The organism is Streptomyces sp. NPDC044044 (genome assembly GCF_056434405.1).
This window is the reverse complement of record NZ_JBWKFG010000011.1, coordinates 224,054-250,051: the sequence shown is the minus strand read 5'-3', so window position 1 is coordinate 250,051 and position 25,998 is coordinate 224,054. Positions and strand designations below refer to the sequence as shown.

Here is a 25,998-nt window from a genome sequence, read left to right as displayed (position 1 = left end):
CCCCGCTCCCCCGAAGCCGGAACCACCCCGCCACCGCCGTCGCCGACTTCCCATGACCTTGCCGGCGTTGGCCCTGCCGCTGCTCGGCGTCACCCTCCCCGAGAGCGGCGCGCAGGCGGCCGCCGCGCCCAAGGCGGACGTCGTGCGCGTGGCCGAGTTCCTGGCCGAGTGTCCCGCGAGCCACCGCGCGCCGGACGACCCGATCATCTTCCCCGGGCTGCCCGGCGCCTCCCACATGCACAGCTTCTTCGGCAACACCTCGACCGACGCCCACTCCGACCTGGACAGCCTGGACGGCTCGGCGAGCACCTGCGCGCCCGACACCGACCTCTCCGCCTACTGGGTGCCGACCCTGTACGAGGGCAACACCCCGGTCGAGCCGACCGGGACCACCTTCTACTACCTGGGTGAGGGGGTGCGGGACGACATCATCGCCAAGACCCGGCCCATCCCCCGCGGCCTGCGCATCGTGGCCGGCAACGCCAAGGCCACCGGGCCCGGCGACAACACCATCTCCCGCTGGTCCTGCCTGCACCACGGCGAGGTCGGCTCGTCGCCCGACTTCGTCAACTGCCCCGCCGGGTCGATGCTGGAGTCCTACCTCGACTTCCCGCAGTGCTGGAACGGCAAGGACCTCGACTCCGCGGACCACAAGAGCCACATGTCCTATCCGGTGAACGGCGCCTGCCCCGCCACCCACCCGGTTCCCGTGCCCAAGCTCCGTCAGGTCCTGCGCTACCCCGTCAACGGCGACCCGTCGGACCTTCGCCTTGCCTCGGGAGCGGGGTACACGATGCACGGCGACTTCATCAACGTATGGCCCGAGGAGGAGATGGAACGCCGGGTGCGTGACTGCATCAACCCCATCGTCAAGTGCGGTGCCGACGGGCGCCCCTCCTGACCGGCGCACCCAGTTCCTCGGCGTCTCGGCGTCTCGGCGTCCCAGCCCGTCAACTGCGCGTCTCCGCAAGCCTCGTGCCCGGCCGGACTCCCCTCCTGCCGGGCACGGGCCCCCGCCCACCGGAAGACCTCATGAAGCCGGTACCCGCCCTCCTGCTCGCTCCTTCACTCGTCTCCTCCCTGGTTCTCTCCCTGTCCCTGTCCCTGTCCTTGCTGCTTGGCGGCTGCTCGGAACCGGCTGCCGCCCCGGCAACCCCCACCACCTCCGCAAGCCCCTCCCTCTCCGGGGCCACCGCCACCGACTCGGGCTGGATCCAGCTGGTGATCCCGATGGACGACCAGGCCGAACAGCTTCTTGAGCTCGCCGCCGACCGCGCTTCGGCGGCGGATCTGGCGTCCTGGGCGGCGGCCAGGACCAAGGAGCATCGCACTGAACTCGCCCTCCTGAAGCCCCTGTTGCACCGGATGGGCCTGCCCGGCACCAATGTGCACCGGGGCCACGACATGCCCGGCATGGTCACCGGGTCCGATCTCGCCCGTGGCCGTCGGCTGACCGGTGCGGTCTTCGACCGCTTCGTCCGCCAAGAGCTCCGTGACCACCTCAGCCACTCGCGGCGCGTCTCGCGTTCCGCCGCCCGCTCGGCCGGCAGCGGTGAGGTCCGGCGCCTCGCGGCCCGTATCGCCGACACCCGCGCCGACCAGCTGAAGTCGCTTCCCGGCGAGCGCGGCAGCACCTCCGGCGCCGATCGCTGAGGAGCCACAGGGTGCAACGGTTCGTACCAACTCCGCACTTGTGTGCGGACGGTGAAGGCAAGTCGGAGTAACGTCTCGCCTGTGCGAACGGAGCGGCCGGTTGAAGGCGGCCGCCGCGCACTGGGTGGCGACGGCCGCCCGGGGCGCGAGGAACGAGGCTCCCCCTCGTCGCTTCCTCGCGCAGTGCCCTCCATGGGTGAGATGCGGGATTTCCCACCACGAAGGGCTCTGGCAGGAGCCGCCTCGTCGGTGATGCGGCTCCTGCTGGCCCGCAGGGAGTGTCCACTCGGCGCCGCGCGGAAAGGCGTAGGACGGCTACCGGTGTGACCACGGAGCTGCGTCCTAACTCCTTTGCCGAGGATAGGACTTCCGCTCGCATGATCGGAACGGCTGTGAACGGCCTCTTTGCCTCGGCTCCCGCATGCGCGAGCCCTCAGGGCGGACGGGGACGGAGTCCCGGCGATTCGGGAGGCGCCTCGGGAGGCGCCTCGCCGGTGAGGCGCGCGATCAGATAGACGCACAGCTCACGGAGCTTGACGTTGCGGTTCTGGGAGATCTTGCGCAGGATCGCGAACGCCTGCCTGGCGGAACAGCCCTGCTGGGCGATGACGACACCGATGGCCTGGTCGATGACCCCGCGGTGGCCAGTGGCTGGTGGCCAGTAGCTGGTGAGAGCGCCCGGCGGAAATTGCCGGGCGGACAGCACCGCTCCCCTGTTAGCGTGCCCGGCATGAAGCGCGCTGCGATGACGACGACGCCGGAGAGTGTCCCGGCGCGCTGACCGATGTCCTAGTCGAAGCCCCGGGGCGAGTGCCCCGGGGCTTCGCCGTGCGGTCACTCGCCCGACGTATCGATGTCCCGACGTATCGATGTATCGACGTACGCGAGGAGACCGCCATGCACGACCACCGCAAGCTCGGCCGCGAGCTCGACCTGTTCGACACCGACCCGCTGATCGGCGCGGGCCTTCCGTACTGGCTGCCCGACGGCGCGGCGGTGCGGCACACCCTGGAGGAGTACATCCGCTCCGCCGAGCAGAAGGCGGGATACCGGCACGTGTACTCACCGGTGCTCGGCAAGCGGGAGCTGTACGAGATCTCGGGGCACTGGTCGCACTACAGCGAGGACATGTTCCCGCCGATGGACCTCGGCGGCGAGCAGGTCGTCCTGCGGCCGAGCCTGTGCCCCCACCACGCGGTGATCTACCGTTCCCGCTCCCAAAGCTACCGCGAACTCCCCCTTCGCATGGCCGAGTTGGGGAGCATGTACCGCTCCGAACTCTCGGGCGTGCTCGGCGGCCTCACTCGCGTCCGGGCCATCCAGCTGAACGACGCGCACATCTTCTGCACCCCGGACCAGGTCGCCGACGAGGCACGGTCCGCCCTGGAGATGATCCGCGGGGCGTACGCGGCGCTCGGCATCGCCCCGGCCCGCTACCGGCTCTCCCTGCCGGGCCCCGGCGGGAAGTACGTCGCCGCCCCCGAGATGTGGCGGCGCTCCACCGCCCTGCTGACCGAGGTCCTGGACAGCTCCGGCCTTCCCTACGAAGCGGCCGAAGGGGAGGCCGCGTTCTACGGACCCAAGATCGACGTCCAGTTCACCGACGCCGCGGGCCGGGAATCCACCCTGTCCACCGTGCAGATCGACTTCCATCAGCCGGACCGCTTCAACCTGCACTACATCGGCGCGGACGGCGCGAAACACCGCCCGGTGATGATCCACCGCAGCATCATCGGCAGTGTGGAACGAGCCGTCGCCCACCTCGTCGAGCAGCACGGCGGCGCCTTCCCCGCCTGGCTTGCCCCCACCCAGCTGGCCGTCCTGCCCATCTCCGAGGCCGAGTTGCCGAACGCCGATGCGCTCGCACGGCGCTGCGCGGAGCTCGGGCTGCGGGCCGAGATCGCCGGGCCCGAGCGCGGCACCCTGGGCGCCCTCATCAGGGAGGCCCGCCTGGTGCCCTACCAGGCCGTCATCGGCGCCAAGGAAGCCGCCGACGACCACGTCGCCCTGCGCCTGCGCGACGGCCGCCGCCTCGACCCGCAGCCTGCCGACGCCGTGCTCACCCGCATCGGCGCGCTCGTCGGGGCCCACAGCACCGCCCTGTGGGACGGCCCGCCCGCATGACGAGACACCGCGTGACGAGCCACCGTGGGACGAAGGGGGTCTCTACGCCGCCTTCAATCGGCCGCCGACCTCGGCGGCCGTCTCCCGCAGCCAGATGTGGGCGGCGTCGTGCGTGTGCACCGGATGCCACCACAGGGCCTCCCGCAACGGGACTGCTTCGTAGGGCGGTTCGAGGACTCTGACCGGGGCGACCGGCGCGAGCAGCCGGGCGAGCCGCTCCTGGACGAGGGCGATCCGCCGGGTCCCGGCGACCAGGAGCGGCAGTGTCTGGAAGCTGTCCACGGAGACCTCGACGCGGGGCTCGGCGCCGAGCATGCCCAACTGCCGTACGGCGGGGGCGTCGTAGGTCCGCTGGTAGGTCACCCATGGCAGCCGGGCCAGATCGTCGCGGGTGAGGCGGTCGCCGACGTCGGGGTGGTCCTCCGCGACGAGGAAGACCCACCGGTCCTCGTAGAGGTCGGTGGCGGGGAAGTCGCTGACGACGCCGTGCGGCATGAGCAGTCCGTCGGCGGCACTGAGGAGTACGCCGGTGTCGTCGACCACGGTGGTCGGGGTCTGGGTGAAGCGCAGCCGGATGCCGGGCGCCGACTCGTGCACCGCGCGGGCGAGTTCGGCGCCGAAGACGGCGACGGCGTAGTCCGACGCGAGGAGCCTGAACTCCCGCTGCTCGTGGGCCGGGTCGAAGCTGGCCTGACTGCTGAAGAGGCGGTCGAGGAGGTCGTAGACGGTGGCGGTGCGGTCGAGGAGTACCTGGCCGAGCGCGGTGAGCGAGTAGTGGCCGCCGCTTCGGGCGAGCAGGTCGTCGTCGAAGTGGCGGCGCAGCCGGGCCAGGGCCGCGCTCATGGCGGGCTGGCTGAGCCCGATCCGCTCCCCGGCGCGGGTCACGTTGCGCTCCTCCAGGAGGGCGCGGAGCGCGACGACGAGATTGAGGTCGAGGCTGGCCAGATTCATGTCGCTTCCCTTGCGTCCCTGTCCGTACGTCCTGGAGGCGGACCCTCCACAACACCATAGACGCGGTGGATTCCGAGTATCCACAGAATCGATTTCCCTGATCCAGGGTGGCGGGTCCAGATTGGTCACACCGCAATCAGGAGGACACGTTCGTGAAAGCCGAACCCGCATCCGCGCTCTTCGCCGGGCCCTTCGCCCTCGGCACCCTCTCCGCCCCGGACCAGAGGGCCCCTTCGGGCTTTCCCGCTCTCGTGACTCCCGACGGGCAGGCGATCGACGTACGCACGGCGTTCGGAGAACCGGCGCTCACCGTGCGCGGACTCCTCGAACGCTGGGACGAGTTCCTCCCCCGGCTGCACGCGCTGGCCGCCGACGACGGCCGGGGCGGCGGTCCGGAGCGACGGCCGCTGGCCGCGTTCCGCGTGCACGCGCCGGTCGAGCCGCGGCAGGTCTTCCAGTCCGGCGCCAACTACCGCAAGCACGTCATCGACCTCCATGTCGCCCACCGCGCCCCGTCGGACGAGCGGTCCGAGGAGGAGCGGCGCGAGGAGGCCGCCGCGCTCATGGACCGGCGGGCGGCCGACGACCTGCCGTACGTGTTCATCGGGCTGCCGAGCGCGATCACGGGTCCGTACGACGATGTCGTCCTGCCCGCGTGGGCCCAGCAGCCGGACTGGGAGCTGGAGTTGGCCGCGGTCATCGGTCGGACCGCCCATCGGGTCCCGGTGGCCGAAGCGCTGGATCACGTCGCCGGATACACCATCGCCAACGACCTCACCGACCGGGCGAGCGTCTTCCGCCGGGACATGCCGCAGATCGGCACCGACTGGCTGCGCAGCAAGAACGCGCCCGGTTTCACTCCGCTCGGGCCGTGGATCGTGCCCGCCGGTTCGATCGCCGAGCCGGGCGATCTGCGGGTCACCCTGAAGCTCAACGGCGAGACCATGCAGGACGAGTCCACCAAGGACATGATCTTCGACGTCGCCCGCATGATCTCGTACGCCTCCCAGTCCGCCCGACTCCTGCCCGGTGACGTGGTGTTGACGGGCTCCCCGGCCGGCAACGGCATGCACTGGGGGCGGCTGCTGCGCGACGGCGACGTGATGGACGGTTCCCTCACGGGGCTCGGCGCCCAGCGCACCCGGTGCGTGACGGAGGTGGCGTCGTGACGCCGCCGGACCGCACCGACCCGGAGGGCGCCATCGCCCGCACCGCCAAGGCCTGCTCCAACTGGGGCCGTTGGGGCGAGGACGACGTCCTTGGCACCCTCAACTTCCTCGACGCGGCCAAGCGCAGGGAAGGCGCGGCGCTGGTGCGGCGCGGGGTCAGCTTCTCGCTCTCCCAGCGCTTCGACACGCACGGTCCGCAGAGGGGCTGGCGCCGCCGCAGCAATCCGGTGCACACGATGCTCGACACGGGGGCCGACTTCGCCCTCGGCAACCACCCCTTCCCGCACGGCCTGGGCGGCGCGGACGACGTGATCACGATGCCCTTGCAGTGCTCGACGCAGTGGGACGGGCTCGGGCACATCTTCGACCACGGCAAGGCCTGGAACGGCAGGGACGCCGCGCGGGTCGTCACCTCCGAGGGCGACCTGGTGACCGGCATCGAGCACATGGCGCCGCACGTCGCCGGGCGCGGGGTGCTGCTCGACGTGGGCCGGGTGATCGGCGACGACGGCGAGCTGCCCGACGGCTTCGCGATCACCGAGGACCACCTCACCGCGACGGCGGAGGCGCACGGCGTTCGCGTCGGACGCGGCGACATCGTCCTTGTCCGCACGGGACAGCTGGCCCGCACCCGCCGCGACGGCTGGGGCGACTACGCGGGCGGCCCGGCCCCCGGTCTCTCGTTCACCACCGCGGGCTGGCTGCACGGCACCGAGATGGCCGCGCTCGCCACCGACACCTGGGGATTCGAGGTGCGGCCCAACGAGTTCGAGCACGCCTTCCAGCCGCTGCACCAGATCGCGATTCCCCACATCGGCCTGCTGATCGGCGAGATGTGGGACCTCGACGCGCTCGCCGACGACTGCGCGGCCGACGGCGTGCACGAGTTCTGGCTGACCGCGGCACCCCTGCCCATCACCGGCGCCGTAGGCTCCCCGGTCAACCCGGTCGCGGTCAAGTGAACGACGGATCAACTCAGCTATGGAGCAAGGGAGTTCATCGCATGAGCGCACGACGAACGGTCCTCGTCATCGGCGGTGGCGCGGCCGGCAACGCGGCCACGATCCTGCTGCGCCGGGCCGGCCTCGCCGTGGACCTGATCGAGGCCAAGGACGACTGGAACGCCACCGCGGGCTCCGGCATCACCCTCCAGGGCAACGCCCTGCGCGTCCTGCGCGAACTCGGCGTATGGGAGCGGGTACGGGAGTCCGGCCACGGCTTCGGCTCGGTCGGCATCACGGCGCCCGACGGCACCGTCCTGCACGCCGCCGATGACATCCGCACGGGCGGCGACGACCTGCCCGCCACCGTCGGCATCCAGCGCCCGAGGCTCCAGCAGATCCTCATCGACGCCGTGCGCGCGTCCGGAGCAACCGTGCGCCTCGGCACCCGCGCCGCGTCCCTCGACCAGGATCCCGAGGGGGTGACGGTGCGGTTCAGCGACGGCACGACCGGGCGCTACGACCTGGTCATAGCCGCCGATGGCGTCGGCTCCGCCACCCGTGCCGCGATCGGCATCACCGCCGAGCCCGAGCCCACCGGCATGGCCATCTGGCGCATCGCGGCCCCGCGCCCCGAAGGCGTCGTCCGCGCCGACCTGGCGTACGGCGGCCCGGCCTACATCGCCGGCTACTGCCCGACCGGCGACTCCACGCTCTACGCGTTCCTCGTCGAGGCGAGCCGGGACCGCGCCTCGATACCCGCCGAGTCGTACGCCGACGAGATGCGGTCCCTCGCACGGCACTACGGCGGCTTCTGGCCGGAGATCACCCCGCACATCACCGACCCGGCGAAGGTCAACTACACCTGGTTCGACCGGATGCTGGTGGAGGGCTCCTGGCACCGCGGACGGGTGGTCCTGGCCGGTGACGCCGCCCACTGCTGCCCGCCCACCCTCGCGCAGGGCGCGGCGCTCTCCCTGGAGGACGCGCTCGTCCTCGCCGAGCTCCTGACCGGCGCCGACGAGTGGGACGACGCCTTGTTCCTGACGTACTACGAACGGCGCGTCCAGCGGGTGCGGCCGGTCGTGGAGGCGTCCGTGCAGATCGGCCGGTGGCAGCTCGACGGGGTGCGCGACGCCGACGTGCCCGGCCTGATGGGCCGCACCATGGCCCTGCTCAAGGAGCGCCCGTGAGCCGCCCGGCCGTTCCCACCGTGGACGTGCACGCGCACGTCCTGCTCCCCGAGATCGAGGCTCTCGTCGCGGACCTGCCCGGCCACGCGGAGGCGAAGGCGCTGGACGCCCTGCGCAACGGCCCGGCCGCCCTCGCCGTCAGCGGCCCCATGGTGCGCGAGCGCGTCCCCCGGCTCATAGACGCCTCCGTGCGCCTGGCCGCGATGGACGCCCAGGGTGTGGACGTACAACTGATCAGCCCGTCGCCGTCGCACTACCACTACTGGGCGGACGAGGAGACGGCCGAGAAGGTGTACCGGCTGGCCAACGAGGCGACGGCCGCGCACTGTTCGGTGGCCCCCGACCGCCTCAAGGGCCTGGGGCTCGCCCCGCTCCAGCATCCGGACCAGGCCGTGCGCGCCCTCAACGACGCCGTGGAACAGGGCCTGTCGGGAGTGGAGATCTCCAGCCACGCGCCCGGCCGCGAGCTGTCCGACCCGGCGTACGAGCCCTTCTGGGCCCGCGCCGACGAGACAGGCGCGCTGATCTTCCTGCACCCCTTCGGCTGCACGCTCGACGACCGTCTGGACCGGTGGTACCTGTCCAACACGGTCGGGCAGCCCACCGAGAACGCGGTCGCGCTCTCCCACCTCATCTTCTCCGGCGTACTCGACCGGCACCCGGACCTGAAGCTGATCGCGGCGCACGGGGGCGGCTATCTGCCCACGCACATCGGCCGCTCCGACCACGCCTGGGCCGCCCGCCCGGACGCCGGGTCGGGCTGCGCCCACCCGCCGAGCAGCTACCTCAAGCGGATCCATTTCGACTCGCTGGTCCACGACCCGTACGTACTACGGGAGTTGATCCGTACGGCGGGTGCGGACCGCGTGCTCCTGGGCTCCGACTTCCCCTTCGACATGGGCACCGACGACCCGGTGGGCGCGCTGCGCGCCGCCCGCCTGACCGAGGCCGAGTTCGCCGCCGTGCGCGGCGGCAACGCGGCGGCCCTCCTGCGACTTCAGCGAACGGACTGACACCATGCGCCTGCTCACCCACCTCAGGCATGTCGACCTGGCCGTCCCCGACTACGACAAGCAGCTCGACTTCTACTCCGGCGTCTGGGGCCTGACGAAGGTCGCCGAGGACTCCGGCATCTCTTTCCTCGCCGCCGAAGGATCGCCCGAACAGTACGTGGTGCGCCTGCGCAAAGCTGCGGAGAAGCGCCTCGACCTCGTCTCGTACGGCGCGGCATCGCGCGCGGACGTGGACACACTCGCTGCCCAACTCGCTGCTGGCGACGTGCAGTTGATCTCCGAACCGGGTGCGGTCGACACTCCCGGAGGGGGCTACGGCTTCCGCTTCTTCGACGTCGACGGCCGCACCATCGAGGTCTCCACGGACGTCGAGGTGCGGCGGCACCGCAAGATCGAGGAGAAGGAGGCGATCCCGGTCAAGCTGTCGCACGTGGTCCTCAACTCCCCGGACCTGAACCGGACGAGGCAGTGGTACGAGCGCCACCTGGGCTTCGCCCTTTCGGACACGCTCAGCTCCCCGCACATGGGCGAGGTCATGCACTTCATGCGGATCAGCAACCAGCACCACTCCATGGCCATCGCCCAGGGCCCGCACACCGCCCTGCACCACGTCTCCTTCGAGATGCGCGGCATCGACGAGTACATGCGCGGCTCGGGCCGCGTCATGCGCGCCGGGTTCCGGAAGATCTGGGGGCCCGGACGGCACATGGCGGGCGACAACACGTTCACGTACTTCCTGGACCCGCACGGCAACACGGTCGAGTACACGACGGAGCTGGAGCTCCTCGACGAGGACACCTGGCACCCGCACGTCTACGACTTCTCGCAGCCCGAGGTCACCGACCAGTGGGGCACAGCGAACGCGATGAACGAACTGGTCGCCAAGGAGTCGTTCAACGACCCCGACCGCGGCGTGTTCATCGCCCCGCCGGTCTGACCGGACACCCGAGGAGAGACGGAAGGGAGAACCCGCTCATGCGTTTCGCCGCCTACGAACACCAGCACCGCGCCCGTGTCGCGGTCGTCGAGGACGACGGCACGCTCCACCCCGTGCCCGGCGTCGGCTCACTGACGGAGCTGATCCGCGCGGGAGGCGGTCTGCCCGACCTGCTGGACGCGGGCGCGGCAGCCCTGGACGCACCACCAGGACCGCATGTGTCCCAGGTGCGGCTCCTCCCTCCCCTCCAGCCCGCGTCCATAAGGGACTTCGTCACGTTCGAGGAGCACGTCGAGGGAGTCCGCCGCTCGGTGGAGGGCGTGGGCGGCGTTCCCGAGCAGTGGTACGCGGCACCGACGTTCTACTTCACGAACCCCCACGCGGTCTTCGGCGCGCACGACGGGATCCCGATGCCTCCGGGCTCCACCGCCCTGGACTACGAGCTGGAGGTCGCCGCGGTCATCGGCCGTGAGGGCGCCGACCTCACCCCGGAGCGGGCCCGCGACCACATCGTGGGCTACACCGTCTTCAACGACTGGTCGGCCCGCGATCTCCAGTCGGCCGAGATGAAGGTCGGCCTCGGCCCCTGCAAGGGCAAGGACACCGCCACCACGCTCGGCCCCTGCCTCGTCACCGCCGACGAACTGGAGCCGTACCGCGACCCGGACGGCTTCCTGCGCCTGGCCCTGACCGCCGAGGTCAACGGCCAGGTGATCGGCAAGGACCTGCTGTCCAACATGAGCTGGACCTTCGAGGAGATGGTCGCCCACGCCTCGCGCGGCACCCGCGTCGTCCCCGGCGACGTCCTCGCCTCCGGCACCTGCGGCAACGGCGGATGCCTCGCGGAACTGTGGGGCAGACGAGGCGAACCCTCCCCGCCGCCCCTGAAGCCGGGCGACACGGTCACCCTCACCGCGGAGGCCATCGGCACGCTCACCAACACGGTGGTCCCGGGCCCCGATCCGCTGCCACTGCCCACCGGCCGCCGCCGCACGCGCGAGCGCCCGTGACCGTGATCGTGACTGGCAGCTGGTCGTCAGCTGCCCTTCTGGGCGGAGCCCTTACCCAGGCCGCGTACCGCGAGCCTCAGGCACAGCAGGGCCAGCGGCACCTCGACGCAGACCGCCATCACCAGGGCGGTCACGGTCTCGGGGCCCGGCGCCGCGGTCAAGGTGTCGAACCAGGCGTCCATCAGGAGCAGCGCGGCCACGGCGGCGGCGGTCAGCACATGGCGGGGGTCGCGCCGCGCCCGCAGCAGTCCCGTCGCCGCCAGGCCCACCGCGAGCGCCCCGTCCAGGCCCGCCCATGCCAGCGGCCAGTGGTGCGCATCGGCCGTGGAGGGCAGCGTCACCGCGAGTACGGCCAGCCACGGGACCAGCGCCGCGCCCGCGACGACGAGGGCGGTCGACAGCGACGGCCTCCGCGGCCGGAACGTACGGAGGGACGTACGAAGGGACGTATGGGAGGGGGGCGGCGCGACGGCGGTCATGGAACCGGAACTCCTTCCGACCCGGGTCTCGGGTACGTGCTCAAGCCTGGCCGTCCGGCCGCCGGAAATCAGTAACGATGGGATCCGTCCCTTGGTGGTGCCAGCTTCACCATCGGCTCGGGCACTGTGTTGATGGCCCGCCCCGACCAGGCCCTCTACCGTTCCGTGCCATGGCAAAGTCGATTCCGTCCCGGCCGGGGATGCCCCTCGCGCTGTCGGTGGCGGCCACCGCCCTCCTCCTCACGGTGCTCAGCCGTGCGCTGCCGGGCCCGAGCCGCACCCGGGAGCTCCAGCGGCGCGTCCGCGATCTGGCGGCGAGCAGGGCGGGGGCCCTGGACGCCGCCGACACCGAGCGCCGCCGTCTCGAACGAGCGCTGCACGACGGAGCCCAGCAGCGGCTGATCTCCCTCGCCATGAATCTGGGCCTGGCCCGCGCCGTCCTCACCGATCTGCCGCCCGGCGCCAAGGAGGCCATCGACCAGGCGCACAGCGAGGCGAAGCAGGCCATCGAGGAGCTCAACGGCCTGGTGCGGGGACTGCACCCGGCGGTCCTCGACGACCGGGGCCTCGACGCCGCGCTCTCCGGGATCGCCGCGCTCGCACCGCTCCCGGTGACCCTCACCGTGGACATCTGCGAACGGCCCGCGCCCACGGTGGAAGCGGTGGCGTACTTCGTCGTCTCCGAGGCCCTCGCCAACGCCGTCCGGCACGCCCGCGCCACGCACGTCGCGATACGTCTGCGACGCCACGGCGACCTGCTGCGGATCAGCGTCGCCGACGACGGCGTCGGCGGCGCCGACCCGGAGCGGGGCGCCGGGCTCGCCGCGCTCTCGCGGCGAGTAGGGTCGGCCGACGGAACCACCCTGATCAACAGCCCCCTCGGGGGCCCGACAACCATCGCTGTGGAGTTGCCGTGCGGGCTGTAATCGCGGAGGACTCGGTCCTGCTCAGGATCGGACTCGTCAAGGTCCTCGAAATGGCGGGCTTCGAGGTCGCGGCCGAAACCGGCGACGCCCAGGCCTTGTTGGCGGCAGTCGACAAGCACCGGCCCGAGCTCGCGCTCGTCGACGTGCGGATGCCGCCCGGCTTCACCGACGAGGGCGTGAAGGCGGCCCTCACGATCCGAGGCCAATGGCCGGACACCGCCGTCCTGTTGCTGTCCCAGTACGTGGAGGAGCGCTACGCCGCCGATCTCCTGACCACCCAGGCGGGCAGCTTCGGCTATCTGCTCAAGCAACGCGTCGCCGACGTCGAGGAGTTCATCGACGCGGTGCGCCGCGTCGCGGCCGGCGGCACGGCCCTCGACCCGCAGGTGGTCGCCCAGCTGCTGCTGCGACGCGGCGGCAACGACCCGCTGGAGCGGCTGACCCCCCGCGAGCGGGAGGTGCTGTCGCTGATGGCGGAGGGGCGTTCCAACACCGGGATCGCCGAGCGTCTCGTGATCGGCGAGAGCGCTGTCGCCAAGCACATCAACAACATCCTCGCCAAACTCGACCTCGGGCAGGCCGAGGGCGACCACCGCCGCGTCCTCGCGGTGCTGCGCTTCCTGGAAGGCGCCTGACGGTCAGCTGAGGACCGGGCCGCCGTCGGCGCGGTGGACGCGGGTACGGCGGTGGTCCAGGTGGACGAAGGTGCGGTGCAGCCACCGGTCACGGCCGTCGTAGCGGGGCGTGAACGCCGTCCGGCCGTGGATGGCCACGCGGTTGTCCACGAACGCCATCTCCCCCGGCTGAAGGACCAGTTCGGTCGCGACCTCCAGGAACACGTCGCGCAGCCGCTCCAGGGCGAGCTTGCCCGCGTCGTCGCGCGCGTGCGTCGCGTGGAAGTCCACCCGGACGTTCGGGTCCGCGGGGTCCCCCTCCAGGACCGCGTGCACCGGAGTGCTGTCGCCCGCCCCGAAGGAGGGCGGCGGCTCGGTGACGAACGCGGGGCTCCGGAGCTGCTCCAGGTCCTCGTCGGACAGGAGCGGGAGTGCCTCCCGGATCGACGACGTCAGGGTTCCGGCGGTCCCCGAGTGGTCGCCGCGCAGGCACAGCAGCCCCACGTAGTCGGGCCTGTTCCGGTGGAACGCGTTCTCCACGTGCAGGTCGAGCGGGATGGAGCCCGCGTTGCTCTGCTCCGTCTCCTGGCCGGGCACGGGCACCACGTTCTGCACCAGCGCGCCGGTCTTCTCCTCGCGGAAGGACGCGATCTCCCCCAGGTGCAGGCTGAGCAGGACGGCCACGGCCGCGGGCACCGTGGCCGCGCGCTCCACCGACCCCGCCACCGTCGGAGTGGGAGGCAGCTGTGTGTCGCCCACCGGCAGGTTCCTCAGCGTCATCAGGCCGCCGGAGCCCGGATCGTGACGGAAGCGGCGGATCGCGGCGCGTACGCCTTCCGGAAGGCCGCTGGACAGTGCGCGTGCCTGGTCCAGCCATGCCAGGTCGTCGACCAGCCGGGAGCCGGTGGCGGCGAGCACCGTGGCGAGCCGTGCGATCTCGTCGCGTTCGGTTCCGTCGAGTGTGGTGTCGAGGGGCCGCGTCGTGGGAGCCTGGGCCGTCGTTGCCATCGTCGTCGTCCTTTTCCTCTCGTGATCCCGATGCCTCACGGTCCACCGCGCCCCCATATTTGTTCGATACGAGGGTGAAGCCAGCACCACCATGAACTCGGGTACTGGCGTTGAGGACCCGGGCCCGCACGCCGACCAGACTCGTGTTGTCACCTCGCGAGGAGGTGCGGAAAGAGGTTGGGCGCGATGTACACCCTGTCGACGCGAGAGACGCCGGAGACCGGCCGGTTCCCCCTCCTTGGGACGTGCTGGTCGCTGCGGTTCGCGTCCGCTTCGAAGGGGCGCCCGGCCCTGGAGGTCTACGGCGGCGACGAGCTGCTGGACATCGTGGTGCCCACGTCACTGCGGCCCGGCCTGCTGCGCGGCGCCCACACCGACGCGTGCGAGGGCCGTGAACTCACCCTCGCCTGGGGAGTATTGGCCGAAGGAAGCGATGCGCCGCCGGAACAGGTGACCTTCACGCGCGGCAGGCTGCGCGCGACGCACCGCGGCCGGGAGGCGACGGCGGTGCGCGGGGCGTTTTGGATCTCCGTGTCGGAGGGCAGGCATCACAGCGTCGCCGTCACCCGCGCCGACGGCACCGTCGAGCGCCGCCGGGTGTATCGCGGGAGCGCCGGAGCGAGCGGCTGACGGCACTGACAGCACACTGCACGTGCAGGGTCCTGCCAGATCGGAGCCAATCATTCCGCCCTTGTTCTCGCTCAACATTGTTGTTGCCGGACCGGTCCGGCAGCCGCAATCAGCAGGGGGAACAGTGGAATTCCGGATTCTCGGCCCAGTAGAGGTATGGGACGGCACGAGGCGGGTCGCCTTGGCCGGCACGAAGATGCAGACCGTTCTGGCGGCGCTGTTGCTGGCGCGCGGCCGCACGGTGTCCGACGACCGCATGAGCTCCTTGCTGTGGGGATGGGAACCCCCGACCACGAGGAACGCACAGATATGCACCTACGTGTCCCGCCTGCGCAAGCAACTCGGGCCCGACGTCGAGCTGGTGAGGCGCACTCCCGGCTACTTCATCCGCACCGGGCAGGACCGCCTGGACCTTCTGGAGTTCGACCGCCTGGCCGAACGCGGCCGCCACGCCCTGGACCTGGGGCTGTACGGAGAGGCGTCGGCCCTGCTCAGGTCGGCGCTCGGCCTCTACCAGGGCTCGCCCCTGGCCGATGTGACCGACTTCCTCGCGGACGCCGAGCGTCCGCGTCTCGAAGAGGCACGGGCGACCGTCCTTGAGCAGCGGATCGAGGCGGATCTCGCGCTCGGCCGGCACCAGAGGCTCGTGCCCGAGCTGACGGGCCTCGTCCTGGAGCACCCCGTACGCGAGAGGCTGCGGGCGTTCCTGATGATCGCGCTGTACCGCTGCGACCGGCAGGCCGACGCCCTGTCGGTCTACCGCACGGGGTGCAGGGTCCTCGCCGAAGAACTCGGCATCGACCCGGGCCCCGCGCTGACCCAGGCCCACCAGGCCGTCCTCGACGGCAGCCTCCCGTACGCCGACGACCTGCCGCATCTGCACCTGGCGTCCGCGTAGGACCTGGGAATCCCACGCCGTGTGCTCCCTCCCCGGCCGGGGAGGGAGCACACGGCGTTCAGCTCGCCTGCGCGGGCCGTGCGGCGAGCAGCCCCACGATGGACTCGATGGTCGGATGGTCCCAGGCCAGCGTCGGCGAGACGGGTATGCCGAAGGTGTCCTCGATGTCGCCGCAGAGCGTCAGCGCGTACAGCGAGTCAAGGCCGTACTCGACGAGCTTGACGTCCACGGCGATGTCGGCGGCCGGGCATTCGAGGAAGAACGCCACCCGCTCCCGCAGCCAGTCGCTCAGCTCCTGCGCTTCGGGGGGCGTCGTGCGGTCGTGCTGCGGAACGGTGGAAGTCATCGTGCGGCTCCTTCGGTGAATGAGACGGGTGAACAGGGGTGCCGGGGGCGTACCCGCGAGCGTGAGAGGGGTGGTCGGGCCGGCGGTCATGCCAGCCGCCCGCCGATCAGGTCGAAGCCCTCGTTCTCCTCGTGACGCCTGGTGAGCTCGTCGAAGAGGGCCCCGGTGTCCATGACCTGTGCGGGGGCGTGCCCGAGGCGGGCGGCCAGCCGCTGGAGGGCCGTCGCCAGCCACGCCGTGTCCCGCAGGAAGGGACCCGCACGGTCGCGGTTGTGCTGCCAGACGCCGAGGCAGGCGGCGGCCCCGGCCAGCACCGCGTACCGCTCCGCCGTCTCGAAACCCCGTGGCCCCGCCAGAGGCGTCCGGTCGCGCGGGGCGAGCGCCAGGCAGTCGTCGCGCAGGGTCCGCAGTTCCCCGGTCAGCCGCTCGCACAGCGGGCCGAGGACCGGATCCATACGGAACCGCTCGGCCGCTTCGGGCAGGACCGCGAGCAGTCCGTCGTCGGCGCCGGCCGTGATCTCCAGGGCCCGGAAGTCCAGGTCGTCGAGGGGTTCGCCGATCCGGAACAGCGAGGCGGGCGCGGGCTCCGTCACGAACCAGCTTCTGCGCGCGGGCCGGGTCAGCTGGGGAACGATCGTCGCCTGGCACACGGTGGCGCCCGAGTGGGCCAGGGAGCCGACCGGCAGATCCCGCAGATGCTTCTGGAAGATCCCGTGAGGGCCCTCCCGCAGGAAGGAGCGGGCGCCGAGGACCGTCGCCAGACCGTCCATGGCCTCCTGGGTCAGCAGCGGGACGAGGTACTTGGCGGCCGGGGCGTACAGGCTCGTCATCCGGGGCATCACGTGCAGCGCGCGGCACACGGTGGTGGACAGGCAGTCGGCGATCAGCAGGTCGACGAAAGCCCCGGTCAACACCGAGCGGACATGCGGGAGTTCACTGGTGTGCCGGCCGTACAGGCGGCGCCGCGCCGCGAACGCCGTGACCGTGCGCAGCTGGGTGTCCAGTGATCCCAGCGTGGCGCCGGTCAGCACGGCCTTGGTGACCTGGAAGGCCCGCAGCACCGTCTCCAGTGCTCCGCCCTCCTCCCCCACCAGTGCCGATCCGGGCAGCGGGCAGTCGTCGAAGTCCACCCCGCCGAGGTGGATCGCCCGCAGCCCCGAGGAGCGGAACCGGGGCAGGAAGCGCAGCCGTTCGCGCGGTACGGAAGCCATGTCGAGCAGGAACAGCGAGTGGCTGCGGCTTCCGGGCTCCTCGCTGCTGCGGGCGAGGACAGTGACGGCGTGCGCCCGCGTCACGTTGTTGATCACCTCCTTGCGGCCGGAGAGGGCCCAGCCGTCCGGCTGCCGGGTGGCTCTCACCCGCGAGGCGACCAGGTCGTGGCCGGTGGCCAGTTCGGTGTACGCCCCTGCCGTCTGACCGCCCGACAGGAGCAGGTCCGCCATCCGGCGGTGCTGCTCGGGGGATCCGGCGGACCAGACCGGGGCGGACGCGATGAGGTTGATGGCGCCGTGCCCCAGGCCCAGCGAGCCGTCGCGGCGGAACAGCGGCCGCAGCACGCGCGCCAGTTCGTCGGCCTGGCGCAGCCGGCCGCCCAGTGCGCGCGGCACGAACTCGGCGCCGAGCCCGAACGAATCCAGCAGTGCGCGCCCCGCGGGCAGCAGGTCGCCCCGTTCGTCCGCGGCGAGGAAGGCGTCGTAGCTCAGGGGGTTGTCCGGATCGAGGGGGTCCCCGAGAAGCTGCTCCAGGGGCTCCGGCATGTCCGGGTCGGCGAGCGCCGGGGGATGGCCTGGCAGGGTGGTCATCAGTGGTCCTCGGGGTGCGGGTAGGGCAGAAGTGAGGGCAGCCGGCCCGCGGCGTGCTGCGCGAGGAGCGGCACCGCGAGTCGTTCGTACACGTCGGTCGTGCCGCCGTCCGTGCCGTCCGTGGCGTGCGTGGTGTCCTTGGCGTCCGTCACCGTCTCGTCCGTCCGCGAGCCTTCCGGGTCGAGCCGGTGCAGCAGACCGGTGAGACAGGCTTCGAGCCACAGAGCGGACTCCCACAGCCCGGCCGTGACCGGGTCGTCGATGTCGCTCCGGTTGTTCAGCCACAGATGGATCGCGGCCGACGCCGCGAAGCACAGGGCGTACCGCTCGGCCAGGACGAAGGCCTGCGCCGGGACGTCGATCGCGGTCGGCCGGTGCGCGGCCAGCTGGTCGTGCAACGCGTCCGTGACCGCCCGCAGCCGCGCCGCCAGAGCGCCGAGCGCAGCGGGGACCTCGCCCGCGGCGGCCAGCTCGCGCAGCGCGTCGCAGGCGGCGGGCAGTGCCTGGACCGGGCTGCAGCCGGTCCGGGTGAGCAGGTCGAGACGGCCGGGATCGAACCCGGGCAGCGGTTCCCGCAGCGTGGTGGCCGCGTGCAGGCCGGCGCCGTCCACCCGGCCGCGCCGGTATCCCCGTACCAGCTGCGGGAACTGGTTGATCAAGGAGTGCAGGTTCACGACGGTGTTGCCGTCGAAGATGCCCACGATGCGATGGTCGCGCTGCACCTTCTGGAAGCGGCCGTGCCGGTAGGTGTCGCCGACCAGCAGGGAACGCGAGCCCATGACCCGGGCCAGCCGGCCGAGGAGCCCCTCCACCAGCGTCGGCACGAAGAACTTCACGGCGGACGACGCGGCCGAGAGCTCTCCGGTCAGCGTGTGGATGCCACGCCCCGCGACCAGCGAGACCGCCTCCGCGAGCAGCAGGTCGGCGTAGGACTCGGTGATCAGGCGCCGGGTCTGCGGCAGATCGATCAGCTTGCGGCCGTAGTTGGTCCGCTCGTGGGCGTACGTCAGGCTCATCCCGAGCGCCTGGTCGGCGGCACCCAGCGACAGCGAGCTGCACAGCGTGCGCGTCAGCTGCAGGCTCTTGACGACCGTCTCCACACCTTCGCCCACCCGTCCGACCAGTGCGGACTCGGGCACGTCGGCGCCGGAGAAGGCGATGCCGCTGATGTCCGCGCCGCGGATTCCGTGCAGCCGCACGGCGGGCAGCGGGCGGAACCGGCCCGGCGCCAGGGCGTCCTTGTCGACCAGCAGCAGGCTGAAGCCGCGCGGCCCGCCGTCCGGGGAGGTACGGGCGAGCACGCAGACCAGATGCCCGCGCGTGGCGTTGTTGATCAGCCACTTCTCGCCGGTGAGGCGGTAGCCGCCGACGGTCCGCTCGGCCACCACCTCGCCCGCCAGCAGGTCGCTGCCGTGGTCGCGTTCGGTCAGTCCCCACGAGACGACCGCCCCGTCGGCGATCCGCTCGCCGAGACGGGCGGCCTGCTCCGGATCGCCGCCCACCCAGAGGCAGACCGCGCCCAGGTAGGTCTTCCCGTGCGCGATGGCGACCGTCAGATCGCGGCGGGCGACGGCCCGCATGAGCTGGATCGCCTCGTCGTACCCCTCAAGGGCGCCTCCGTGGGCCGCAGGCACATAGGCGCGCGGCAGGCCGAGCACGTCGAGTTCGCGGCAGATCTCCAGCGGGAACACCTCGGCGTCGTCCAGGGCGCCGCAGCGGGCGTACGAGAAGAGCCTGCCGGGATCGTCCGGGTCGCCGAGACGCTCGTCGAGGCGGAGCGCCGCGGCGTACGCCGGGGGGACCGCACGGGGAGTCCGGGCATCGTGCCCGTCGGTTCCCGTTGCCGTCCGCGTCTGTGCCGAGATCATGCGGCGCCGCCCTGGGTGCGGTAACGGCGGACGATTCCGGCATCGAGGTCCTCGTGGACGGGCTTGAGAGCGTCCGTCATGAACAGGTCCCGCATCAGCGAGCGCTGCACCTTGCCGCTGCTGGTGCGGCGCACGTGTCCGGGGCGCAGCAGGACCACGTTCGAGACGCGTACTCCCAGGAGTTCACCGAGCTCGGCGCGGACCTGGCGGGTCACCGCGGCGTGGTCGAATTCCGTGCCCGCGGGCACCCGGAACTCCTGCATGACCACGATCTCCTCGCGGTCATCGCGCTCGGCGGGCACCGCGCACACGCAGGTCTGCAGGCCTTCGAAGGCCGGGTGCAGCGTGGAGACGTCGCGTTCGATGTCGTGCGGGTACAGGTTCCGGCCACGGACGATGAGGACGTCCTTGATCCGGCCCGTGACGTACAACTCGCCGTGGTGCAGCGTCCCGAGGTCACCGGTGCGGACGAACCCGCCCTCGCCGCCCGAGGTGGTCGCGTCGAAGGTGCGGGCGGTCTGCTCGGGGTTGCGCCAGTACCCGGCGGTGATGCTCCTGCCGCGGACCCAGATCTCGCCCACCATGCCGTCCGGCAGCTCGGCGGCCGACTCGGGGTCGACGATCCGTACGTCCAGGTCCACCACCCGGCCGCTGCTGACGAGCTGCCGGACGGCCTGACCCGCGGGCGAGGGCGTGAACACGTTCTTCTCCAGGTCCGCGGCGTCGACGGTGGCCACCACGGGACCGTGCTCCTCCGGGGTGCCCGCGACGAAGAGGGCCGTCTCGGCCATGCCGTAGCAGGGCTTCAGGGCGGCCGGGTCGAAGCCGGCCGCCGCGAAGCGGGTGCTGAAGCGCTCCAGGGTCCTGGCGTCGATCGGCTCCGAGCCGTTGAGGGCCCAGCGCACGCTGGAGAGGTCGAGACCGGCGAGCTGCTCGTCCGTGACGTGCTTGGCGAGCAGGTCGTACGCGAAGTTGGGCGCGGTGGTGAAGGTGCTCCGGTGCTCCTGGATCAGCTCGAACCACAGGCGGGGGCGGCGCAGGAAGTCGATCGGCGAGATCAGCACGACGCTCGCGCCCAGATACAGCGGCGAGAAGAGCATGCCGATCAGGCCCATGTCGTGGTAGGGCGGCAGCCAACTGCACGCCCTGGTCTCCTGGTCGGGGCCGAGGGCCGTCTCGATCAGCCACAGGTTGTGGGCGAGGGCCCCGTGGGTGAGGAGGACTCCCTTGGGGTCGCTGGTCGAGCCCGATGTGTACTGAAGGACGGCGACCTTGTCGTCGGAGAACCGCGGCGGCTCCGGCAGGTCACCGGCGGCGCCCAGGTCCACGGTGTCGGTGGCCACACAGGGCAGCAGCCCCAGACCCGCGTCCTGGAGGAACTCCTCGGCCGCGGCCAGATGTCCGGAGTCGGTGAGCACCATGGACACGTCGGCGTCCCGTGCCACCCCGGCCATGCGCGCGCCGCGCCGTCCGCCGCCGCTCGGCGCGGGGGCGGGGACAGCCACGACCCCCGCGTACAGGCAGCCGATGAGCACCTTCACGAAGTCGAGGCCGGAGGGGTAGAGCAGCAGCACGCGGTCGCCCTCGGCGCAGTGGCCGCGCAGCCATCGCGCGATCGCGCGGGCCTCGTCGCGCAGTTGCCCGAACGTCAGCCGCTCCTCGACGCGTTCGTCGCCCTTCGGCCGTACGAAGATGACGGCGTCCTTGGCCGTCAGCTCGCGTGCGTTGCGTTCGAGGCGCGTCACCAGGTTCTCGAGAGGCAGCTCGGACATACGGAAAACTCCTTAGATCTCGGTGGTGGCGCGCGGGGCCGGGGTGGCCCACAGCGGCGCTCTCGCGACGTGCGTCGCCGGGTCGTCGGTGGCGATCTCGACGGCACGGAGGTAGTGGTGGGCCAGCCGCTCCACGGTCTCCCGCTCGAACAGGGCCCCGTCGTAACGGAAGTCGACCGTCAAGGTGTCCGCGCCCTGCACCACGTCGACGCCGAGGTCGAGCTGCCCCTCCTGCTGGGGCAGCGGGTACGGGCCCACGGCGAGGCCCGCGTACTCGGTCGTGGCGTCCGGGCGCCCCGCGTCGAGCAGCGGTCGCAGTGCGGGTTCCAGGTGCGCGGTGCTCAGCATGTTGAAGGTGATCCCGTACACCCGGGCACGCGCGGCCCCCGGAGCGCGGCCCAGGTCCCGGGCCACGAGTGAGAAGGGGTAACGGATGGCGTCCACGCCGGACTTGACCTGCTCCATGACGGACTCGGCCAGGTCACGGAAGGACGTGACCGGTGTGATCTCCGCCCGGAAGACCACCGTGTTGATGAAGTTGCCCACGAGATGACGGCTGTTCGTGCTCATCCGGGTGGTGAGCGGAGCGCCGACGAGGAAGTCCCGCCGCCGCGTGGAGCGGTACAGCAGGGCCTGGAACGAGCCGAGCAGCAGGGCGAACGGGGTGACTCCCGCCGCCCGCGCGGCATCGCGCAGCCGCGCTGCCGTCGCGGTGGGCACGGTGACCCGGCAGGTGTCACCGGCCAGGGACTGCGTGGCGGGGCGCGGCAGGTCCGTGGGCAGCTCGGCGGCGGCCGAGCCGCGGCAGACCCCCTGCCAGTACCGCCCGAGATCGGCGCCGCGAGGTGAAGCCAACAAGGCCTGTTCCTTGGCCACTTCGTCGTCGAAGCCGCCGCGGAGGACGGGCAGGCGTGGATCGCCGCCGGTGGCACAGGACTCGTGGAGCCGCAGCAGATCGCGCAGGAGCACGGTGTCGGAGGCGGCGTCGGTGGCGATGTGGTGGCCCCCGACGAGCAGGACCGCGTCACCCGTCGTCCTGGTCCACAGCACGAACCTGAACGCGGACTCCTCCTCCAGGCGGTACGGCGCGGTGAGCGCGGCGGCGACCTCGGCGCGCAGGGCTTCGTCGCTCATGGCGCCGGCTTCCCGGTGCTCAAGCCGCACGGTGCCCACCGGCGCCACCCGGCGCACCGGTCGGCCGCCGTCGGTGCCGAAGGTCGAGCGCAGCATGTCGTGGCGTACGGCGAGCAGCTCCACGGCCCGCGCGAGGGCGGCGACGTCCGGGGAGCGGCTGATGCGTACGGCGACACCCGTGTGGTAGGCGGTGGCGCCGGGGACCAACTGGTGCAGGAACCACTGGGCTTCCTGCCCGTGCGAGAGCGGACGGATGTCAGCCACGGCCACCGCCCGCCGCCGCGAGCGCGTGCCACAACCGCAGGTCGTCGCCGAGGTGCCCGGACAGGTCCGCGAGCAGCTCCGCCTCGCGCGGTTCCAGATAGAAGTGGCCGCCCGCGAAGGTCCGTTGCTCGAACCGCGCGCTGGTCAGCCGCGACCAGGCGCGCATGGCGTCGGGCCCGCAGCCGCGGTCCTGGTCGCCCGCGTAGGCGACCAGGGGGCAGCCGACCCGGTCGGCCGGGCGCGATCCGTACGCGGCGACCAGGCCCATGTCCGCCCGCAGGGTGGGGAGCACGAGGCGCAGTACGTCGGGGTGGTCAAGGGCGGCCATGGCGGAGCTGCCGAGGGCGCGCAACTCCTCGACCAGCGTGGAGTCGTCGGCCGGCGTGTCGGACGGCACCCGCACGTGCGGGGCGCGGAACGCGGAGACGAAGAGCCGCAACGGACGGACGCCCGCGCGCTGTTCCAGACGCAGGGCGACCTCGTAGGCGATGCCCGCTCCCATGCTGTGGCCGAAGAAAGCCAGGGGCGTGTCCGCGTACGGCAGCAGTGCCTTTGCGATCCGGTCGGCCATGTCCTCCATGCCGTGCACCAACGGATCCGCGAGGCGCTTGTGGCGTCCGGGGTAGCAGACGGCGAGAACGCCCGTACCCGCGGGCAGCCGCTGGGCCCAGCCGCGGAAGGAATTCGGTGTGCCGCCCGCATGGGGAAAGCACACCAGACGAAGGTCCGGATTCACAGTGGTGCCGCTGTGGTGAAACCAGGCGCTGTCCGCGTCGGTCATATTCTTCCTCTATAGCCGTGACAGCCCGCTAAGGCAGGGGTGTTGAGCCGCGCGTTCACGTTAAGGAGCGCGGCTATATTTGCCCCATACCGGCGCCGTGAGCCGGGGCGCAGCCACGGCACACACGCCGACACCCCGCCGCCGGCGAGCCGGTGGCGGGGTGTCGGGCTTGCTTCGTCGACGGCTTCGGGGAGGTCAGTCCCAGCCGTTGTTGTTGCCGGGGCCGCTCGCCACCTGCTGCGACGCGGTGTGCGCGGAGACGGGAGCGACAGCCGCCACCGCGACCACCGAAGCGGCGGCCGTGAGGAGTGCGGCCGCGCCGAGGCGTGCGAGGGAGGACCTGTCGCGTACGGAACGGAAAAGTGAATGGTGCGCGTACATGGGGGTTCCATTCTGTGCGGCGTATGCGGATGACGCCTACGCCTTTGGTGATGTGGCGACACCCTTCTGAGGTGCCGGCCGTTTCTCTCCGACGACGATTATCACCGGTTCAGGAATGCATTTCTCTGGTGAGCCCTGTCATCATCCGGACATGGCAGGTCACTGTCGGCGGCGGACCCGGCCGGCCCGCCGGGCCCGGCAGGATCTGAAGGCGGGCCCTATGCGCCGGAGGGGACGACGACGGACACGGTCGCGAGCTCGGAGGCGCCGCCCGCCGTGCGCAGCCGCACGCCGACCTGCCACTCACCGGCCATCACGAACAGCTGCCCGCGGGCCCGGAACCGCCCGTCGCCCAGCGACTTGGCGGTCAGCGAGGGCATCGCGTGGCCCATCCTCTCCATCACGGCCTCCACCGAGGCTCCTTCGAGGTCGCCCGGCTCACGGCCGCGGCCGGTGACCTCGATGTCCACGGTGGTGGTGGAGGTGGTGAGGCGGTCCAGACGCAGCCGCACGTCGTAGTGGTCCGAGCTGCCCGTCACCGTGGTCGCCGCGTCCTCGGATCCGGCGAAGGCGAGGAGGCCGAGCACCACGGCGACCGTCGCCACGGCGCCCGCCACCATCCACAGACCGCGCTTCTTCATGTCAATTCCCTTCAGCTGCTACGTCGATCGTCAAGCGGGTGGTGTGGACGGTGAAGTTCCTGGAGTACTGCAGCCACACCACGTAGCGACCTGGTCCGGGGAAGCTGTAGGTGAACCGGAGCACCGGCCCGTACCGCCCGACGGTCTCGTCGCGCGGAACGGCGTTGGGCACGCTCATCTCCGCCATGGAGTCCAGCTCGTGGATGTGGGCGAAGAAGTCGCTGCGCCGGTCCCGCACGAACATGTGCCCCGCCATGCCCAGCCAGGGCTGCAGGTCACGCGCGGGCCCCGCGTCCGTGTCGACGCGCAGGTCGAACGCCGTGGGCTCACCCGCCACCACCCGCGACGGGCTGACGGTGACGCGGGCCCGCTCGCCGTCGGCGGGGGGCGCGGCAGGCGCTCCCGTATCGCCTCTCGGTGTACGGGACTTGGAGCCGCCGACCCGGAAGGAACCGGACACCTGCTGGCCGCCGCTGTCGGCGCGCTCGAACTCGGTCTGCGCGAGGTAGCGGCCCGGCCGGTCCACGGTCAGCCGGATCTCCAGGGTGCCCGAACCGGTCAGGACGGGGTGGACGTGCCGGAAGAACGCGAGGTCCTTGCTGGTCACCACCGTGTGGGCCAGGGCGCCGTGATGAACCATCAGGTCGTTGACGGGCTGACCGGTGGAGCCGTCGAGGAGCCGCATCCGCACCACGAACGTGCGTCCGGGCACCGGCGTCGACGGCTCGGTCGTGATCACCGCGTTGGCGAAGGGGCGGCCGTTCGCCGAGAAGCCCTGGGCCGGGTCGTTGGCCACGGTCGGCGCCGCTCCCTTGGGCAGCGCCGCCGGGACGAAGGGCGAGAGCGAGGCCGCGGTCGTGGCCACCACCAGCGTGACCGCCGTCGCGGCGGCCAGCGCGACGCTGAGCACCCGTCTGCGCCGGACGGCCGCCACCAGGGTGCCGACGATGAGCACCCCGGTGGCGGCCAGGGCCGGATAGAGGGTCGCCTCCCAGGCCGCAGCGCGCGGCGTCATCACCCGGAAGGGCAGCACGGAGCGCTCGTCGCCCACCTGGACGGTCAGCTCCCAGCGGCCGGTCCTGTCGACCCTCAGGGCCGTCGAGTAGGTCCCCGGGCGCCCCTTCTCCAGCCGTACGGTCGCCGCGTTCCGTTCGGACGCCGCGGGGGCGCCGCCCTCCAGCGGCCGGGCGGCGAGCTCGATCGTGACCGGCCGTACCGGCTGGTGCGCGATCACGTCGACCCGGAGGGGTCCTGGCACTTCCGGCGCGCGGCGCACCACGAAGGTGAGTTCGTTCCCGTCGAAGGACTGCGCGAACTCGACGTCGGCCGTGTCGCTGACGCCGTGAGCGGCGACGGGCGCCGCTCCCAGGAGGACGACGGTCAGCGCGAGCAGCGCACCGGACAGGCTTCTCGTGAGGTTCCACACCGGCGACACCCTGCGGCACCGATCTATACGGCTTCGA

At 71.7% G+C, this 25,998-nt stretch carries 25 protein-coding genes and 1 pseudogene; 13 read left to right on the top strand and 13 right to left on the bottom strand.

Going from position 1 to position 25,998, the window contains the following annotated elements; all coding sequences use genetic code 11:
- Positions 1–52: 52 nt before the first annotated feature.
- Together AC07AG_RS37030 and AC07AG_RS37025 are read left to right on the top strand one after the other, a co-directional pair.
- Positions 53–901 carry a DUF1996 domain-containing protein gene (locus tag AC07AG_RS37030; protein ID WP_478760929.1) on the top strand — a complete coding sequence of 283 codons (849 nt, stop codon included), beginning with the start codon at positions 53–55 and terminating at the stop codon, positions 899–901.
- Between the two features lie 131 nt (positions 902–1,032).
- Positions 1,033–1,653 carry a DUF305 domain-containing protein gene (locus tag AC07AG_RS37025; RefSeq protein ID WP_478760927.1) on the top strand — a complete coding sequence of 207 codons (621 nt, stop codon included), beginning with the start codon at positions 1,033–1,035 and terminating at the stop codon, positions 1,651–1,653.
- A 433-nt stretch (positions 1,654–2,086) separates the two neighbouring features.
- Here AC07AG_RS37025 and AC07AG_RS37020 read toward each other — a convergent pair whose 3' ends face one another.
- Entirely contained in the window at positions 2,087–2,359 is a 273-nt protein-coding gene (locus AC07AG_RS37020) for an ANTAR domain-containing protein (protein ID WP_478760926.1), read from the bottom strand.
- A gap of 167 nt (positions 2,360–2,526) precedes the next feature.
- On the opposite strand from AC07AG_RS37020, the gene thrS reads away from it, so the two are divergent.
- On the top strand, positions 2,527–3,777 hold the full coding sequence (gene thrS, locus AC07AG_RS37015) for a threonine--tRNA ligase (protein ID WP_478761039.1): 1,251 nt from the start codon (positions 2,527–2,529) through the stop codon (positions 3,775–3,777).
- Between the two features lie 42 nt (positions 3,778–3,819).
- Here the strand turns inward: thrS and AC07AG_RS37010 are convergent, their stop codons facing one another.
- The gene (locus AC07AG_RS37010) at positions 3,820–4,728 is read right to left on the bottom strand and encodes a LysR family transcriptional regulator (RefSeq protein WP_478760924.1); all 909 of its coding nucleotides are present in this window, start codon (positions 4,726–4,728) and stop codon (positions 3,820–3,822) included.
- Between the two features lie 152 nt (positions 4,729–4,880).
- On the opposite strand from AC07AG_RS37010, the gene AC07AG_RS37005 reads away from it, so the two are divergent.
- From AC07AG_RS37005 to AC07AG_RS36980, 6 genes are read left to right on the top strand one after another with little or no spacing between them, the layout of a single operon-like run.
- Positions 4,881–5,897, top strand: a complete 1,017-nt coding sequence (locus tag AC07AG_RS37005) for a fumarylacetoacetate hydrolase family protein (protein WP_478760922.1) — start codon at positions 4,881–4,883, stop codon at positions 5,895–5,897.
- Positions 5,894–6,859, top strand: a complete 966-nt coding sequence (locus AC07AG_RS37000; RefSeq protein WP_478760921.1) for a cyclase family protein — start codon at positions 5,894–5,896, stop codon at positions 6,857–6,859. Before AC07AG_RS37005 ends, AC07AG_RS37000 begins: the two co-directional genes overlap by 4 nt.
- Positions 6,860–6,900: 41 nt before the next feature.
- A complete protein-coding gene (locus AC07AG_RS36995) occupies positions 6,901–8,031 on the top strand; it encodes an FAD-dependent oxidoreductase (protein ID WP_478760920.1) in 1,131 nt (376 codons plus the stop codon).
- The gene (locus tag AC07AG_RS36990) at positions 8,028–9,044 is read left to right on the top strand and encodes an amidohydrolase family protein (protein WP_478760919.1); all 1,017 of its coding nucleotides are present in this window, start codon (positions 8,028–8,030) and stop codon (positions 9,042–9,044) included. The genes AC07AG_RS36995 and AC07AG_RS36990 overlap by 4 nt, the downstream gene beginning before the upstream one ends.
- A 4-nt stretch (positions 9,045–9,048) precedes the next feature.
- Positions 9,049–9,981, top strand: a complete 933-nt coding sequence (locus tag AC07AG_RS36985; RefSeq protein ID WP_478760918.1) for a VOC family protein — start codon at positions 9,049–9,051, stop codon at positions 9,979–9,981.
- A gap of 38 nt (positions 9,982–10,019) precedes the next feature.
- Positions 10,020–10,991 carry a fumarylacetoacetate hydrolase family protein gene (locus tag AC07AG_RS36980; RefSeq protein ID WP_478760916.1) on the top strand — a complete coding sequence of 324 codons (972 nt, stop codon included), beginning with the start codon at positions 10,020–10,022 and terminating at the stop codon, positions 10,989–10,991.
- A gap of 26 nt (positions 10,992–11,017) precedes the next feature.
- Here AC07AG_RS36980 and AC07AG_RS36975 read toward each other — a convergent pair whose 3' ends face one another.
- A complete protein-coding gene (locus AC07AG_RS36975) occupies positions 11,018–11,470 on the bottom strand; it encodes an LPXTG cell wall anchor domain-containing protein (RefSeq protein WP_478760914.1) in 453 nt (150 codons plus the stop codon).
- Positions 11,471–11,706: 236 nt separating this feature from the next.
- Between AC07AG_RS36975 and AC07AG_RS36970 the strand changes: the two are divergent.
- Together AC07AG_RS36970 and AC07AG_RS36965 are read left to right on the top strand one after the other, a co-directional pair.
- A pseudogene (locus tag AC07AG_RS36970) lies at positions 11,707–12,396 on the top strand (sensor histidine kinase); the annotation flags it as partial.
- Entirely contained in the window at positions 12,384–13,031 is a 648-nt protein-coding gene (locus AC07AG_RS36965) for a response regulator (RefSeq protein WP_478760913.1), read from the top strand. The pseudogene AC07AG_RS36970 and the gene AC07AG_RS36965, both read left to right, overlap by 13 nt.
- A 3-nt stretch (positions 13,032–13,034) precedes the next feature.
- Here AC07AG_RS36965 and AC07AG_RS36960 read toward each other — a convergent pair whose 3' ends face one another.
- Complete coding sequence (locus tag AC07AG_RS36960) at positions 13,035–14,018, bottom strand: TauD/TfdA family dioxygenase (RefSeq protein ID WP_478760912.1); 984 nt, start codon at positions 14,016–14,018, stop codon at positions 13,035–13,037.
- A gap of 186 nt (positions 14,019–14,204) precedes the next feature.
- Here AC07AG_RS36960 and AC07AG_RS36955 point away from each other — a divergent pair, with 186 nt between their 5' ends.
- A complete protein-coding gene (locus AC07AG_RS36955) occupies positions 14,205–14,648 on the top strand; it encodes a hypothetical protein (RefSeq protein ID WP_478760910.1) in 444 nt (147 codons plus the stop codon).
- 181 nt (positions 14,649–14,829) lie between these two features.
- Positions 14,830–15,546, top strand: coding sequence for an AfsR/SARP family transcriptional regulator (locus AC07AG_RS36950; RefSeq protein ID WP_478760909.1), 717 nt, complete (start codon positions 14,830–14,832; stop codon positions 15,544–15,546).
- Positions 15,547–15,604: 58 nt separating this feature from the next.
- On the opposite strand, the gene AC07AG_RS36945 is transcribed toward AC07AG_RS36950, so the two are convergent.
- From AC07AG_RS36945 to AC07AG_RS36905, 9 genes are all read right to left on the bottom strand, one after another.
- Positions 15,605–15,892, bottom strand: coding sequence for an acyl carrier protein (locus tag AC07AG_RS36945; RefSeq protein ID WP_478760908.1), 288 nt, complete (start codon positions 15,890–15,892; stop codon positions 15,605–15,607).
- An 86-nt stretch (positions 15,893–15,978) separates the two neighbouring features.
- A complete protein-coding gene (locus tag AC07AG_RS36940; RefSeq protein WP_478760906.1) occupies positions 15,979–17,694 on the bottom strand; it encodes an acyl-CoA dehydrogenase in 1,716 nt (571 codons plus the stop codon).
- Complete coding sequence (locus tag AC07AG_RS36935; RefSeq protein ID WP_478760905.1) at positions 17,694–19,562, bottom strand: acyl-CoA dehydrogenase family protein; 1,869 nt, start codon at positions 19,560–19,562, stop codon at positions 17,694–17,696. Before AC07AG_RS36935 ends, AC07AG_RS36940 begins: the two co-directional genes overlap by 1 nt.
- On the bottom strand, positions 19,559–21,334 hold the full coding sequence (locus tag AC07AG_RS36930; RefSeq protein WP_478760903.1) for a fatty acyl-AMP ligase: 1,776 nt from the start codon (positions 21,332–21,334) through the stop codon (positions 19,559–19,561). The genes AC07AG_RS36935 and AC07AG_RS36930 overlap by 4 nt, the downstream gene beginning before the upstream one ends.
- Positions 21,335–21,346: 12 nt before the next feature.
- Positions 21,347–22,732 carry a condensation domain-containing protein gene (locus AC07AG_RS36925; protein ID WP_478760901.1) on the bottom strand — a complete coding sequence of 462 codons (1,386 nt, stop codon included), beginning with the start codon at positions 22,730–22,732 and terminating at the stop codon, positions 21,347–21,349.
- A complete protein-coding gene (locus tag AC07AG_RS36920; protein ID WP_478760900.1) occupies positions 22,725–23,513 on the bottom strand; it encodes a thioesterase II family protein in 789 nt (262 codons plus the stop codon). The genes AC07AG_RS36925 and AC07AG_RS36920 overlap by 8 nt, the downstream gene beginning before the upstream one ends.
- Positions 23,514–23,708: 195 nt before the next feature.
- Positions 23,709–23,894, bottom strand: coding sequence for a hypothetical protein (locus AC07AG_RS36915; protein ID WP_478760898.1), 186 nt, complete (start codon positions 23,892–23,894; stop codon positions 23,709–23,711).
- A gap of 218 nt (positions 23,895–24,112) precedes the next feature.
- Positions 24,113–24,535: a hypothetical protein gene (locus AC07AG_RS36910; RefSeq protein ID WP_478760896.1), complete on the bottom strand. Its 423-nt coding sequence runs from the start codon at positions 24,533–24,535 to the stop codon at positions 24,113–24,115.
- A 1-nt stretch (position 24,536) separates the two neighbouring features.
- Complete coding sequence (locus AC07AG_RS36905; protein ID WP_478760894.1) at positions 24,537–25,961, bottom strand: hypothetical protein; 1,425 nt, start codon at positions 25,959–25,961, stop codon at positions 24,537–24,539.
- Positions 25,962–25,998: the final 37 nt, after the last annotated feature.